This window comes from Roseateles sp. FW301-B2 (assembly GCF_058788955.1).
Genome location: NZ_JBYTBE010000014.1, coordinates 48128 through 62416, shown reverse-complemented (window position 1 = coordinate 62416; position 14289 = coordinate 48128). Strand labels below are relative to the sequence as shown.

At 70.6% G+C, this 14289-nt stretch carries 14 protein-coding genes; 6 read left to right on the top strand and 8 right to left on the bottom strand.

Going from position 1 to position 14289, the window contains the following annotated elements:
• Window positions 1–33: 33 nt before the first annotated feature.
• The 3 genes from AC3WQY_RS11705 to AC3WQY_RS11695 all read left to right on the top strand — a co-directional run bounded on the left by AC3WQY_RS11705 (window position 34) and on the right by AC3WQY_RS11695 (window position 4462).
• Entirely contained in the window at window positions 34–1356 is a 1323-nt protein-coding gene (locus tag AC3WQY_RS11705) for a cytosine permease (RefSeq protein WP_492708514.1), read from the top strand.
• A 10-nt stretch (window positions 1357–1366) separates the two neighbouring features.
• A complete protein-coding gene (locus AC3WQY_RS11700) occupies window positions 1367–4000 on the top strand; it encodes a LuxR C-terminal-related transcriptional regulator (RefSeq protein WP_492708512.1) in 2634 nt (877 codons plus the stop codon).
• 75 nt (window positions 4001–4075) lie between these two features.
• The gene (locus AC3WQY_RS11695) at window positions 4076–4462 is read left to right on the top strand and encodes a tautomerase family protein (protein ID WP_492708510.1); all 387 of its coding nucleotides are present in this window, start codon (window positions 4076–4078) and stop codon (window positions 4460–4462) included.
• Here the strand turns inward: AC3WQY_RS11695 and AC3WQY_RS11690 are convergent.
• Genes AC3WQY_RS11690 through AC3WQY_RS11675 form a run of 4 tightly spaced genes read right to left on the bottom strand, consistent with a single transcriptional unit; the run spans window position 4446 to window position 8348 of the window.
• Complete coding sequence (locus AC3WQY_RS11690) at window positions 4446–5093, bottom strand: PEP-CTERM sorting domain-containing protein (RefSeq protein ID WP_492708508.1); 648 nt, start codon at window positions 5091–5093, stop codon at window positions 4446–4448. The genes AC3WQY_RS11695 and AC3WQY_RS11690 overlap by 17 nt on opposite strands.
• Before the next feature lie 29 nt (window positions 5094–5122).
• A complete protein-coding gene (locus AC3WQY_RS11685; RefSeq protein ID WP_492708506.1) occupies window positions 5123–6901 on the bottom strand; it encodes a dockerin type I domain-containing protein in 1779 nt (592 codons plus the stop codon).
• A complete protein-coding gene (locus tag AC3WQY_RS11680) occupies window positions 6898–7977 on the bottom strand; it encodes a TolB family protein (protein ID WP_492708504.1) in 1080 nt (359 codons plus the stop codon). Before AC3WQY_RS11680 ends, AC3WQY_RS11685 begins: the two co-directional genes overlap by 4 nt.
• A 20-nt stretch (window positions 7978–7997) precedes the next feature.
• Complete coding sequence (locus tag AC3WQY_RS11675) at window positions 7998–8348, bottom strand: hypothetical protein (RefSeq protein WP_492708502.1); 351 nt, start codon at window positions 8346–8348, stop codon at window positions 7998–8000.
• Between the two features lie 175 nt (window positions 8349–8523).
• Between AC3WQY_RS11675 and AC3WQY_RS11670 the strand changes: the two genes are divergently transcribed.
• From AC3WQY_RS11670 to AC3WQY_RS11660, 3 genes are read left to right on the top strand one after another with little or no spacing between them, the layout of a single operon-like run.
• Window positions 8524–9600 (top strand): aldose epimerase family protein, encoded by a 1077-nt coding sequence (locus AC3WQY_RS11670; RefSeq protein ID WP_492708500.1) that lies wholly within the window; start codon window positions 8524–8526, stop codon window positions 9598–9600.
• Window positions 9601–9611: 11 nt separating this feature from the next.
• Window positions 9612–10079, top strand: a complete 468-nt coding sequence (locus AC3WQY_RS11665) for an acyl-CoA thioesterase (protein ID WP_285235375.1) — start codon at window positions 9612–9614, stop codon at window positions 10077–10079.
• Complete coding sequence (locus AC3WQY_RS11660; RefSeq protein ID WP_492708498.1) at window positions 10069–10983, top strand: SMP-30/gluconolactonase/LRE family protein; 915 nt, start codon at window positions 10069–10071, stop codon at window positions 10981–10983. The genes AC3WQY_RS11665 and AC3WQY_RS11660 overlap by 11 nt, the downstream gene beginning before the upstream one ends.
• Here AC3WQY_RS11660 and AC3WQY_RS11655 read toward each other — a convergent pair.
• The 4 genes from AC3WQY_RS11655 to AC3WQY_RS11640 form a co-directional block, all read right to left on the bottom strand.
• The gene (locus AC3WQY_RS11655; protein WP_492708496.1) at window positions 10970–11938 is read right to left on the bottom strand and encodes a LysR substrate-binding domain-containing protein; all 969 of its coding nucleotides are present in this window, start codon (window positions 11936–11938) and stop codon (window positions 10970–10972) included. The two genes, AC3WQY_RS11660 and AC3WQY_RS11655, sit on opposite strands and share 14 nt — an antisense overlap.
• A 16-nt stretch (window positions 11939–11954) precedes the next feature.
• Entirely contained in the window at window positions 11955–12737 is a 783-nt protein-coding gene (locus AC3WQY_RS11650) for an SDR family oxidoreductase (protein WP_492708494.1), read from the bottom strand.
• Complete coding sequence (gene araH / locus AC3WQY_RS11645; protein WP_492708492.1) at window positions 12730–13704, bottom strand: L-arabinose ABC transporter permease AraH; 975 nt, start codon at window positions 13702–13704, stop codon at window positions 12730–12732. Before araH ends, AC3WQY_RS11650 begins: the two co-directional genes overlap by 8 nt.
• 8 nt (window positions 13705–13712) lie before the next feature.
• The coding region (locus tag AC3WQY_RS11640) for an ATP-binding cassette domain-containing protein (RefSeq protein ID WP_492708490.1) at window positions 13713–14289 on the bottom strand (577 nt) is incomplete at its 5' end.

Below are 14289 nucleotides of genomic sequence, written 5' to 3'. Positions count from 1 at the left end.
GGCGGCGCCGAACCCTGCAACCAGAGCCCGTCCATGTCCGCACCCATCGATACCGCCGCACCTGCAGCGAGCGCCGCGGCGCAGTCCCACAGCACGACGCCCGTGCCCCTGCATCTGTCGGTGCCGGGCTACCGCGTGGCGCTGGTCTCGATCGGCATCGCCTTCACGCTGACCGGCCTTTACACGGGCGCCGAGCTGGCGGCCTCGTTGGGGCTGGCGCAGGGCCTGCGCGCCGTGCTGGTGGGCTGCCTGGTGCTGGTGGCGATGTCGATGCCGGCGGCGCTGATGGGGGCGCGCACGCGCCTGTCCACCTACATGATCGTGCTGCATGTGTTCGGCAGGCGCGGCGCGACGCTGGTCAATCTGGCGCTGGCCCTGGTGCTGCTGGGCTGGTATGCGCTCACCGCGGAGCTGTTCGGGCGCACCTGCTACCTGACCGTGGCGGCCTGGCTGTCGGCCAGTCCGCTGCCGCAGTGGGTCTACACGGTGGTCTGCAGCGCCATGGTGGTGGCCACGGCGGCGTTTGGCTTTCGCGCCATCGAGCGCCTGTCGGTGGCGGTCGCGCCGCTGCTGGTGCTGCTGTCCGCCTATGTGGCCTGGCGCACCCTGGACCATGCCAGCTGGACCGGCCTGATGGCGCTGCCCGGCCAGGGCCGGGATCTCAGCACCGGCATTTCGGCCGTCATCGGTGGCATGGTGGTGGGCGTGGTGCTGATGCCTGACATCACCCGCTACACGCGCTCGGCGGCCGATTGCGCGCTGGTGAGCCTGGCGGGCAACGGCCTGGGCAACGCGGCGGCGCTGATCCTGGCGATGCTGCCGGCGCTCGCCTTCGGCGAGGTCGATCCGATGAAGTACATGGCCAGCCTGGGCCTGGTCGGCGCGGCCTTCGTCACCCTGCTGCTGTCCACCTGGGCCATCAATGCGGTGAACCTCTACTCCACCGGCCTGGTCAGCGCCACGGTGCTGCGCCATCTGAGCTATGGCTGGCTGGTGGCCGGCTGCGGCCTGCTCGGCACCCTGCTTGCGCTCACCGGCCTGGCCGAGCACCTGATCGGCTTCCTGGTCTTGCTGGGCCTGGTGGTGCCGCCGATTGCCGCGGTCTACCTGACCGACTTCTTCGTGCTGGGGCGCCAGGACTACAGCCGCAGCGACAGCGCCACCAATGTCAACGCCCTGCTCGCCGGCCTGTTCGGCGGCGCCGTCGGCATCGCCAGCGACCTCAGCCATGCCTCGATCACCGGCCTGCCCACGGTCGAGTCCTTTGCCTGTGCCGCCCTTGGCTATGTGGCGAGCGAGTGGCTGCGCCAGCGCCTGGGCCGGGCGCGCGACTGGCGGCGCGCACCGGCGCGCTAGGATCCAGGCGGTGAAGTTCCAGCCCATTGCCCACATCGAAGGCAGCCTCTGGCGCCAACGCGTGATGGCACGCGTGGCCGAGGCGGCGCCGGCCTCGGCGCGGCTGACCCTGGTGGTGGCGCCCGCCGGCTTCGGCAAGACCACGCTGCTGGCCCAGCTGGCCCAGCGCGAGCGCGAGCAAGGCGTCAAGGTGGCCTGGCTCAACTGCGACAGCCGCGACGCCGATGCCCAGGTCTTCAGCGACAACCTGCTGGCCGCGCTCAAGCAGAGCGAGGTGAGGGCGGGGCCGGGGCGCTCGCTGCTGGATCACTTTGCGACCGTGGTTGCCGGCATTGCCGATCCGGTCGCGCTGTTCATCGACGACTACGACCAGGCCGCCGGCGCGGCGGTCGACGAGCTGCTGTGCAGCATTGCGTTGGCGGCGCCGCCGCATGTGCGCGTGATGCTGGCCTGCCGCTCGATGCCGGCCATCCCGCTCGCGCGCCTGCAGCTGGCCGGCCGCGTGCGCCAGCTGGATGCCGACTTGCTGCGCTTCGATCATGAGGAGACGCAGCGCTTGCTGGCAGGCTGCTTCCCGAGCCAGGCGCTGGAGAGCGTTGCGGCCTACACGCAGGGCTGGCCCTTCGCGCTGCAGCTGGCGCGCCTGCGCGCGGCCAGCGGGCGCGGGGAGGGCTGGTCGCCCGAGGCGGACAGCCCGCTGCCGCGCCGCCAGCTGTTCGACTATCTGGCCCGGGAGGTGCTGGGCACGCTCAGCCAGGCCAGCCAGGCCTTTCTGTCCGACGTGGCGATCCTGGAGGAGATCGATGTGGCGGCCGCCAATGCCATCCGCCAGCACGACAACAGCCTGCACCACATCCAGGAACTGGCCATGCTCGAGCCGGTGGTCGTCATTGCCGCCTCGTGCCAGAGCGCGCGCCTGCATCCCTTGCTGCGCGACTTTCTGCTGCACCGGATGAGCGTGCAGGTGCCCGGCCGCGCCGCCGAGCTGCACCTGCGCGCCGCGGCGTATTTCTCGGCGGCCGGCCGGGTGGATGACGCGGTCTTTCACGCCGTGGCGGCCGCGCGCTTCGACCTGGCGGCGCAGATGATCGAAGCCGCCGGCGCGATCCGGCTGCTGGTGACGCTGGGCGAGCCGCGCGTGCGGCTGCTGCTGCGCCAGCTGCCCGCCGCCCTGCAGCAGCAGCGCCCGCGGCTGCGTCTGCTGCTGCTGGGCCTGCAGATCGAGGACCATGATGCCCAGGGTGCCGAGGCGGAGATCGCGCGCATCGAGCTGCAGGCCGATCTGCAGGAGCCGGCCGAGGCCGCCGAGCTGGCGGTCGATCTGCGGCTGACGCGCTGCCTGCTGCTGCTGGACGACGCGGAGCGCCTGCTGCATTTCAACCCCTGGGCGCAGCTGCAGGCCGCCCGCGCCGAGGGGCGGCACCGCCGCCTGATCGATCCGCTCTTTCTCGGCCTGGTGTTGCCGGTGGAGCTGTTCCTGCTGCAGCGCTATGGGCCCACCGATCGCGCCGAGCGCCGCGTCGGCGAGGTCGATGCGCTCTATGACGACATCCGCCCGCTCAACACCAGCCCCTGGGTCTGGATGTACCAGCTCTGCAATGCCTTGGCGCGCGGCGAGCTGGAGCGTTGCGAGCAGATCGCCAACGAATCGCTGAAGCGCGATCTCAACTACATCAAGCACAGCCAGAAGTCGCTGGGTCAGCTGCTGGCGGCGGTGCTCGGGCGCGCGCTCTACGAGCAGGGCCGGCTGACGGAGGCGCTCGGACTGCTGACGACGCTGGTGCCCACCGAGTCGGTGCGCTTTCTCGAGGTGCTGGCCGGCGCGATGGTCGACACCGCCCGCTGCCAGTTCGTGCTGGGCCATCCCGGGCCGGCGATCGAGCTGCTGAAGCAGGCCCGCGACCTGGCTTTCGAGGAAGGTCTGCCGCATCTGCGCCTGCTGGCCGCCGCCGTGCAGGCCGAACTGGAACTGCGCCAGGACCATGGCGAGGCCGCCGCCAGCCTGGCCGACGCCGAGCAGCTGGCGCAGCGCTGGGAGGAAGCCGCCGCGGGCGGTGTCTTCCCCTGGCTGGTGGTGGAAGCGCTGGCGCGCAGCCGCTTCGCCCAACAGCTGCAGGCGGCCGATGGCGCGGCCGCCCTGCAGACCGCCGAGCGCTTGCAGGCGCTGGCCGCCCAGGCCGGCCGGCAGCTCGCGGAAATCCTCGCCCATGGCATGCGGGCGCGCGCGCTGGCGAGGCTGCAGCGCTTGCCGGAAAGCGAGGCCGCGCTGCTGGACGCGTTGCAAAGGGCGGCCAGCTGCGGTGCGCGGCAGCTGTTCATCGACCTGGGCGCCGACACCATGCTGCAGCTGCGGGCCATGGCGCCCAAGCTGGCGGAGCCCTTGCAGCGCTGGACCGGCCAGACGCTGCAGCTATGGGAGACGCTGTTCCAGCGCGGCTTGAGCGCAGCCGAGACCTTCAGCGAGCGCGAGCTCGAGATCCTGCGCGAGCTGGCCAAGGACCAGACCACCAAGATGATCGCGCGCACCCTGATGCGCTCGCCGGAGACGGTCAAGTACCACTTGAAATCGATCTTCGCGAAGCTGGGCGTCAACAACCGCGAGGATGCGGTGGCCGAGGCGCGGCGCCGCGCGCAGCTGCCCTGAGGCGCCGGTGCCCGCCCCGCCGCCGCGGCTGGTCCCATACCATCGAGCCCGTCACTGACCCTTTCCACTCAAGCCATGCCCATCGCAAAGATCGAGGTCTGCCGCCCCCGTAAGCGGGAGGAAGTCGCGGCGCTTATCGAGGCCGTCTACCAAGCGCAGCTGCTGGCGCTGAAGGTGCCCGAGGACGACAAGCAGATCCGCTACATCGAGCACAAGCCCGAGCATTTTCCGGTGCCGCCCAGCAAGACCGCGAACTACACCCTGGTGGAAATCCAGATCTTCCCCGGGCGCTCGCTGGACGCCAAGCGCCGGCTGTATGCCGAGATTGCGCAGCGCTTCGGCGCCTTGGGCATTCAGCCCACCGACATCACCATCGTCCTGCATGAACCGCCGCTCGACAACTGGGGCGTGGGCGGCAAGCCCGCGTCCGAGATCGAGCTCGGCTTCAGGCTCGACGTGTGACGGGGCGCTGGCGCCGCCGCAGCAGGCCCGGTGCGCCGGCCGCCAGCAGCGCCAGGCCCAGCAGCCCGTAGCTGGCCGGCTCCGGCACATTGCAGGCACCGGTGCCCACGGCGATGCAGGCGCCTTGTACCGTCACGTCCAGGCTCTGGGCGTTCAGGCCCACGAAGTTGCGCTGGAAGTCGAGATCGGGGCCCAGCGTGAACAGGCTCGTGCCGTCGGCATCGGCCGAGAACGCGAAGTGCGCCAGCAGGAAGCTGTCGGCCTGCGCGGCCGCGACGGTGGCATCGTCGGCCAGGGCCGAAGCCTGCAGGCCCCAGTCGCCCAGGGCGACGCTGTCGATGACCAAAAGCGGGTCGATGCCGTAGGCGCTGCCCAGCTGCTGCTGGGCGTTGGTGGCGTCGATGAGCCGGTAGGCGTAACCGATGACGCTGCCGTCAAAGATGAAGTTCAGGTCGAAGGCCGAGAGGATCTCGGCGCCCAGGCCGGCGATCGTGACGTCCACGCTCAGCGTCTCGCCGATATTGGCGTGCTGGGTGGAGGGCGTGAAGCTCACGACGATGCCGGCGCCGGCCGGCGTCGCCAGCAGGGTGCCAAGGCTCAGCGCGAGCGCGGGCAGAAGGTTCTTGCTCATGGTGTGGCTTTCTTCGGTTCGGCGCGCCCTCACAGTGCGCAATTCGGCTTGCTGCACTTCAGGGCGCAAGTGCGCGCGTCGTTGACGGTGATCTTGCCGTCGCCATTGGCATCGCGCGGATCGCTGGCGCTGGGCGTCTGGCCGATGCCGGCGCGGATCAGGTTGATGTCGGTGATGTTGATGGCGCCGTCGCGGTCGACGTCGCAGACCAGGCTGGCGCTGTTGAGCGTGACGTCGTAGACCACCGGCGATTCGTTCTGCGGGTTGGCGTTGAGCGTCAGCCGCAGCTCCATGTAGCGGCCGCTCTGGCCGCTCAGCGCGGCACCGCTGAGGGCGGGTGCGAAGGGCTTGCCGGGCAGCAGGGCCGGGTCGTCGGCGCTGCGCACCTCGGCGAGCAGGCTGGCACCCGAGGGCAGGGTGGCATTCCAGGCCACCGAGGCCCAGGGCGTGGCGGCCGCGCCGCTGTCCTGCGTCACCGCCCAGCTGCCGGTCTTGGTGGTGATGCTCAGCGCCGCGGTGCCGGACGCGTCACTGTAGGTATAGGGCTCGTAGCCCACCGGCAGCACGCCGAGGAAGTCGCCATTGCTGCCGCGGTACTTGGCCATATTGTGCGAGCCGCGATGCACCTGCCAGATGTCGTTGTTGGCGTCGGCGATGACGCCGCGGCTGTCCGAGCTGCCCACCTGGCTGCCCTTGTCCCACAGCACATTGCCGCTGGGGCCGAACTTGACCACGCCGCCATTGGTCTTGCTGACGGTGATATTGCCCTCGTTGTCGGTGCCCACCGCGTAGCTGCAGTAGTTGATGGCCGCCGGCAGGGTGTAGCTGGGCGCGCCGTCCACATACTCCACATAGCTGTTGCAGGAGCCGCCCATGATGACGTGGGTGGTGTTGGCCGCGTCGCGCCGCAGCGCGAGGCCGTAGACCTGCGGCACGCTGATGCGCTGCAGGGGATAGGGCCCGACGTTGCTGGCCGTGTTGGCAATGCGTATCAGCGCGCTGCTGCCCCAGCTGGCGCCCCAGAGCGTGCCGTTCTGATCGATCAGGCAACCATAGTTCGGCGAGCCGCTCGGCACCGGGCCGGCGATGGTGTGGCCGTCGACGGCGCTGATCTTGTAGTACTCGTAGGCGTTGTAGAGGCCCACCCAGAGGTTGCCGTCGGTGCCGATGCAGAGCGCGCGGCCGATGCCGTTCACGCGCGTCAGGCCGCCGCTGTAGCTGCCGTCCGGCACGCGCCTGACCCAGGCGATGCGTTCGTCCCTGATCTCGTTGTCGTCGATCACGCCGTTGCCGTTGCTGTCCACCAGGGGCAGCATGGTCGCGGCGCCGCCGGTCGAGGTGTCGAGCACGCCATTGCCGTTGCGATCGATGAAGCTGCTGCCGAGGATCTTGAACACCGTCGGGTGGCCACCGAACCAGCGGTCCAGCACATAGGCGTTGCCGGCGGCGTCCACCGCCGTGCGCGAGGGCGCCGGGCCATTCCAGGCATCGTGGGCATAGGCGCCGGAATTGAACCAGGTGCGGTAGCGGCCCACCTCGCGGCCGGGCGAGCCGCCGATCTGGGTCGAGTCGACCTTGGACAAGGTGTCTTCGCCGGCGTTGGCGATCCACAGCACCGGGAAGCTGGTGCCGGTGACATTGAGCTGCAGCTGGTTGCTATTGGGCGCGCTGTGGTTGACGCCGGTGGCCAGGCCCTTGTCGAAGTCGGCATCGCTGGTGTAGATCCAGCTGCCGGCGGCGGCCGGGCCGACCATCAGGCTCAGCGCCAGCGCCACGGCGGACGGTCCGAAACGGCGAGGGGTTCTCATGGCTTGCTCCTGGTTGTCATGGCGGTGGCCTGGGCGGGCGGCGGCGCTTGCGGGCGGATCATCAGATCGAAGCCCTCGCTGCGCGTCAGGCGCGTGGCCGCGCCACCCTGGGCCGCCACGCTGTAGATCTGTGCCTTGCCGTCGCGCAGGCTGACGAAGAAGATGCTGCGGCCGTCGGCCGACCACGCCGGGTAGTTGTCCTCATCCGGGTGGCGGGTGAGGTTGGCGGCGGCGCTGCCGTCGGCATTCATCACATAGATCTCGCCGCGCGCCATCTCGGTGCGCGTGCCCTCGCGGCTGGAGACGAAGGCGATGCGCTGGCCGTCGGGCGACCACGCCGGGTAGGCGTTGGTATAGACGTTGTCGGTGATGCTGCCGGCATGGCTGCCGTCGGCGTCGATGACCTTGACGTTGAGCGCCAGGCCCTGGCTCTCCAGATAGAGCAGGCGCCGGCTGTCGGGCGACCAGGCGGGGAAGCTCTTCGCTTGCTTGGAGAGGCTGCCGGTGAGATTGCGCGCCTCCGCTCCCCCGCGGCTGGGCAGGATGAAGATGTCCGCGCCGCCCCGGTCGTCATGACCCACATAGGCGATCCAGGCGCCGTCGGGCGAGAGCGTGGGCGGGCCCTTGTCCTGCGGCGTGGCGCTCAGCACCTGCAGGCCGCCGCCGTCGGCGTTCATCGCGTAGAAGTTGGCCCAGCGCTGGCGCATCGAGCGGAACACGATGCGGCCGTCGGGCGTCCAGCCCGGTGCGCTGTCGGCCTGGGCCTCGTGGGTGAGGCGTTGCTGATGGCTGCCGTCGGCCTCCATCACATAGATCTCGGCATTGCCGTCGCGGTAGGAGGTGAAGGCGATGCGCCGGCCGTCGGGCGACCAGGCCGGTTCGGTGTTCTCCTGCGGCGTGGCGGTCAGCGCATGCTCGTCGCTGCCATCGGCGTTCATCACATGGATCTGCGCATTGCCGCCGCGGTTGGAGACGAACAGCAGCCGCCCCTGCGGCTCGGCCGCCGCGGCGGCGCCGCTCAGCAGGGCGGCGGCCAGGCCGGCGAGCAGGGCATGCCTGGGGGAGGACGGCTTCACGGCGACTCCGGCCTGCGGGCTCAACGGATCAGGCTGAAGCGGCCCTGGCCGAGCGGCTGGCCCTTGGCGTCGAACACGGTGACGGCATAGGCGCCGGCCAGTGGCGGCTGGAACTTGAGCGCGAAGCTGCCGCCGGCGCTGGTCTGCACCACCATGTCGATGGGCGCGGCCTGCGCATGGGCGAAGCGCACCGTGACATGGCTCAACGCCGCCAACGCCTGGCCCCTGATGGTGATCTGGCCGCTGGCGTCCGGCGTCGAGGGCACCGAGATCGCCGCCATTGGCAGCGCTGGCTGGGCCTGCGCCGCAGCGCCCAGCGCCATGCCCAGGGTCAGCAGCGATGCTGCGAGAGAACGGGTCCAGCGTGCCATGGTGTTGCTCCTCTTCCAGGCGACCGGGCGCGCGATGGCGCCCTGTTGCCGGCAGTCTTTGCCCGCATGCGGGGCGCAGCGTTGCGTTGCATCAAGTTGGACAAACTGTTTCAATGTGCCCCCCTACTGTTGGGGGTCTCGCACGTCCACAACGCCAGCCCTCTGCGCCCTCCCCATGAGCACCAGCCCCTCGATCCAATGCCGCGACTATGGCCAGCTTCCGGATGGCCGCACGGTGCATGAGTACCTGCTCGACAACGGCGCCGGCCTGCGCCTCAGCGCCATCAGCTATGGCGGCATCGTCAACGGCCTGTGGGTGCCCGATCGCAGCGGCCGCGTCGCCAATGTGGTGCTGGGCTTCGACGCGCTGGACGACTACGTGCAGCGCAACCCGCATTTCGGCGTGATCGCGGGCCGCTATGCGAATCGCATCGCCGGCGGGCGCTTTTGCCTGGACGGCCAGACCCACCAGCTGGACCGCAACGACGGCCCCAACACCCTGCATGGCGGCACGCATGGCTTCGGCACCCAGCTCTGGCAGGCCGAGCCCGCGCCGCCCGCGCCGGGCGAGGCGGTGGCGCTGCGGCTGCGCTACACCAGCGCGGCCGGCGAGCATGGCTTTCCGGGCTGCCTGCGCGTGCAGGTGCGCTACAGCCTGGGCACCGACCTGAGCTGGTGCATAACCTACGAGGCCGAGACCGACGCGCCCACCCTGGTCAACCTGACCCACCACGACTACTTCAACCTCGCCGGCCAGGGCTCCGCGCTGGGCCATGAGCTCTGCATCCCGGCCAGCCGCTACAGCGAGGTCGGGCCGGGCCTGATCCCGCTGCGCCATGCCGAGGTGGCGGGCACGCCCTTCGACTTCCGCACTGCCCAGCCCATCGAGGCGCGCATCCGCCAGCCGCATGCGCAGCTGCGCATCGCCAAGGGCTACGACCACAACTGGCTGCTGGACCATGCGCTGGACGGTCGCCTGCACCTGGCCGCGCGCCTGCGCGATCCCGCCTCCGGCCGCTGCATGGAGATCCTGAGCAGCGAACCGGCGCTGCAGTTCTACTCGGGCAACTGGCTGGACGGCAGCCTGAGCGGCTTTGGCGGCCAGGCCTATCGCCAGGGCGATGGCCTGTGCCTGGAAACCCAGCACAGCCCCGACTCGCCCAACCGCGCGGTGAGCGCAGATTGGCCCTCCACCGTGCTGCGCCCCGGCGAGATCTACCGCAGCAGCACCCTGCATCGCTTCACTGTTTGAAAGAGGCCGCCATGGACCTGCCCGCCCACCAGCTCACGATGACGGTGCTGATGACGCCCGACACCGCCAACTTCGCCGGCAATGTGCATGGCGGCAACATCCTCAAGCTGCTCGACCAGGTGGCCTATGCCTGCGCCAGCCGCTATGCCGGCCGCTATGTGGTGACGGTGTCGGTGGACCGCGTGATCTTCCGCCAGCCCATCCATGTGGGCGAGCTGGTGAGCTTTCTGGCCAGCATCAACCACACCGGCAGCTCCTCGATGGAGGTGGGCATCAAGGTGGTGGCCGAGAACATCCGCACCCAGGAGTCGCGCCATGTGAACAGCTGCTACTTCACCATGGTGGCGGTGGGCGACGACAACAAGCCCGTGCCGGTGGCGCCGCTGCGCCCCTTCACACCCGATGAACGCCGCCGCCACCAGGCGGCGATCGCGCGCCGCCAGGCGCAGGCCACGCTGGAGCCGCGCGGTGCAGCCTGAACGTCTCGAGCTGGCCCTGGCGCAGGGCGCCACCCTGGGCGAGGGCCTGCAATGGCATGGCCCCAGCGGCCGCTGGTGGTGGACCGACATCGAGGCGCGCCGCATCCACGCCTGGACGCCCGGCGCGAGCGCCACGCTCAGCTGCCGGCTGCCCGACCGCGTCGGCAGCTTTGCCCATACCCGCTCGGGCGGCCTCTTGCTGGCGCTTGCCAAGCGCCTGGTGCTGGCGCGCCTGCCGGACGCGCAGGCCTGCGGCGAGATCACGCTGGACACGCAAGACCTGACCCCGGTGGAGCCGGAGCTGGCCGGCACGCGCAGCAACGACGGCCGCTGCGACCGCGCCGGCAACTTCGTGTTCGGCACGCTCAGCGAGGCCAGGCCGCGCGAGGCGGTGGGCGGCTTCTACCAATACTCCGCGCGTCACGGCCTGCGCCGCCTGGCCCTGCCGGCGGTGGCGATCGCCAACAGCATCTGCTTCAGCCCGGACGGCACGCGCATGTACTACTGCGACACCACCAGCCGCAGCATCATGCAATGCGATTACGACGCCGAGCGGGCCGCGGTGGCGCAGCCGCGCCTGTTCACGCGCGTGGCGCGCGCCCATGGCTGGCCCGACGGTGCGGTGGTGGATGCCGATGGCTGCCTATGGAACGCGCAATGGGGCGGAGCCTGCGTGGCGCGCTATGCGCCGGACGGCCGGCTGCTGGGTTACGCGGAGGTGCCGGTGCCCAACCCCAGCTGTCCGGCGCTGGGCGGCCCGCAGGGCGACTGGCTGCTGGTCACCACGGCGCGCCAGGACCTGGCGCCGGCCGAGCTGCTGGCACATCCGCTCTCGGGCAGCCTGTTCGGCGGCCGCTGCGCTGCCGGGCTCTGCCTGCCCGAGCCGCTGTTCAGGGACGCGTGAGCCGGCCGCGCCGGCCGTAGCGCTGCAGCGCCACCGTGCGCAGGGTCTGCAGCGTGGCCTCGGCGCCCGGCGAGAGCTGGTGCCGCTTGCGCGTGACGATGCCGTAGACATCCATGCGCAGGCCGAGCTCGAAGGGCAGCACCGCCAGCAGGCCGGCATCCAGATAGGCCTGCACCAGCTCCTCGGGCAGGGCCACCAGCAGGTCGCTGCCCAGCAGCAGCTGGATGACGACGGGCAGGGCGGTGGTCTCGATGGTCTCGGCTGGCTGGCCCAGGCCATGGGCGAGGAACAGCGCGGTAAGGCGGTCGCGCAGGATGCTGCCGGGCGCCGGCATGATCCAGCCCTGCTGGGCCAGATCGTCCAGGCGCAGGTCGGGGCGCTGCAGCAGCGGATGCTGGGCGCGCACGATCAGGCTGTGGGGCTCGTCGGTGATGGGCTCGAAGTTGAGCTCGTCGGCCGAGTCGCCGTCGAGGATGCGGCCGATCACCAGGTCCAGCTGGCCCTCGCGCAGGCGCTGTATCAGCGGCTTGCTGGTGTCCACCGTGATCGCCACCTGCACGCGCGCATGGGTCTGCTTGAGCAGCTGGATGGCCTCGGGCAGCAGGCCGGTGGAGGGCGTCATCACCGTGCCCACCGCGACCCGCCCGCTCAGGCCCGAGGCCAGCTGCATGACCTCCTGGTGCGCTGCGTCCATCTCGGCCAGGGCGGCGCCGGCGCGCCGTATCATCACCTCGCCATAACGCGTGGCCTGCACGCCGCGCGGCAGGCGCTCGAACAGCGGCACGCCCAGCGCATGCTCCAGCTCGCCCAGCAGCTTGGAGGCGGCCGGCTGCGTCAGGTGCGCGGCCTGGGCCGCGTGCAGGATCGAGCCATGCCGGCCCAGCTCCACCAGCAGCACCAGATGCCGGGTCTTCAGATGCGATCGGACAAAGCGATTGGTGCGCGGGTCGGACATGGGGCGTCTCGTCGGCTTACTCGTGATAGAGCTGCGAGCGGCCGCCATCGACCAGCAGGTCGCTGGCGTTGATGAAGCGCGCCTCGTCGCTGGCCAGGAACAGCGCCGCGTAGGCCAGCTCCTCGGGCTCGCCGATGCGCTTGCAGGGCAGCAGCTCGATCTGGCGCTGGCGCTCGGCCGCGGGCAGCGCGGCCAGCCAGGCCTCCACGCGTTCGCTGCGTATCAGGCCCGGTGAGATCGAGTTCACGCGCACGCCGCGCGCCGCGTACTCGATGCCCAGCGAGCGCGTCAGGCCGATCAGCGCATGCTTGGCCACCGGGTAGGGGAAGCAGCCGGGGATGATCTTGTGGCCATGCACCGAGGCGATGTTGACGATGCTGCCGGCGCCATTGGCCAGCATGGCCGGCAGCACGGCGCGGCAGCAGTTCCAGGCGCCCTCCAGGTCCACCGCGAAACAGCGCTGCCATTGCTCGGGCGTGAGCTGCAGCGGGTCGGCAAACACGTCCATGCCGGCGTTGTTGACCAGCACGTCCAGCCGGCCGAAGCGCGCCAGGCCTTGCGCCACCATGGCCTGCACCGCGGCGGCGTCGGCGATGTCGGCGGCGACGAAGAGGCTCAGCGCCTCGCCCAGCTCGGCGCGGATGGCGGCGGCATCGGCGTCGTCGCGGTGGCTGTTGAGGATCACGCGCGCGCCCTCGGCGACGAAGCGCCGCGCGATCGCCTTGCCGATGCCCAGCGTCGAGCCGGTCACCAGCGCGACCTTGCCGTGCAGCCGGCCCGGGTTCACTGCCTCAGCCATGCTGGCCTCCGCGCGTCTTCAGTTGGTCCAGCAGCACCGCGGCCAGCAGGATGAGGCCGCGCATCAGGTATTGATAAAAGGCGTCGACGTCCAGCAGGTTCATCACGTTCTCCAGCGTGCCCATGATGAGCACGCCGATCAGCACGCCGAAGATGCGCGCGCGGCCGCCCTGCAGCGAGACGCCGCCCAGCACGCAGGCCGAGATCACGTCCAGCTCGAAGCCCTGGGCCGAGTTGGGCTGGCCGCTGGTGATGCGCGCGGCCAGGATCAGCCCGGCCAGTGCGGTGACCAGGCCCTGCAGCGCAAAGATCCAGACGCGCAGGCGCTCCACCCGCACGCCGGCCAGGCGCGCGGCCTCGGGGTTGCCGCCGATGGCCAGGGTGTTGCGCCCGAACACGGTGTGGTTCAGCAGCACGCCGAACACGAGGAAGCAGGCGGCGCTGGTCCAGACCGGCAGGGGCAGGCCCAGCAGCTGGCTGTCGCCCAGCGCGATGAAGCCCTCGCTGGCAATGCCCACCGCCTGGCCCCGGCTGACGATGAAGGCCAGGCCGCGCACCATCAGCATGGTGGCCAGGGTGGCGATCAGGGCGTTGACGCGCAGGTAGGCGATCAGCATGCCGTTGGCCGCGCCGATCAGCGCCCCCGCCAGCAGGCCGCCGCCGAGCGCCAGGCCCAGGCTGCCGCTGCGCTCCAGGATGATGGCGCCCAGCACGCCGGCGAAGGCGATGGTGGAGCCGACGGAGAGGTCGAAATCGCGCGAGGCCAGGCACAGCATCATGGTGCAGGCCACCATGCCGATCTGCGCCACCGAGAGCATCAGGCCGACGATGTTGGCGGCCGTGAAGAAGTTCTCCACCAGGGCCGCGAGCAGCAGGAACAGCAGCAGATAGCCCAGCGTCATGCTGTGCTCCTTCAGCCAGGGGCGCGCCGGCAGGGTCGGCAGGGGCGTGAGGGTGGAAGCGTTCATGGGCGCAATCAATCGCAGAAATCGGAGCAGGCAGGGTCGGGCAGGGCCAGTGCCAGCGCGGCAGTCTCGCTGGCCTGGGCGCGCGGCAGTTCGCCGCTGATGCGGCCGTCGCGCATCACGATCAGGCGGTCGGCGATGCCCAGCACCTCGGGCAGCTCGCTGGAAACGACGATCACGCAGCAGCCGCGCGCGGCCACCTCGTGGATCAGGCGGTAGATCTCGTTCTTGGCGCCGACGTCGATGCCGCGCGTGGGCTCGTCGAGTATCAGCACCTTGAGCCCCGGCTCGGCCAGCCAGCGCGCCAGGATCACCTTCTGCTGGTTGCCGCCCGAGAGCAGGCTGACCGCCTGCCGGCGGTGCGGCGTCTTGATGCGCAGGCGCTGGATGAAGTCGTCGGCCAGCGCCGCCTCGCGCCGGTGGCGCAGGAACAGCCCCGCCAGCAGGCCGTGGCGGCGGCAGCTGATGTTGATGTTCTCGGCCACCGAGGCCTGCGTGAGCAGGCCCTGTTCCTTGCGGTCCTCCGGGCACAGCACGATGCCGGCGGCGATCGCCGCCGCGGGCCCGGCGGGGGGGGGGGGGGGGGGG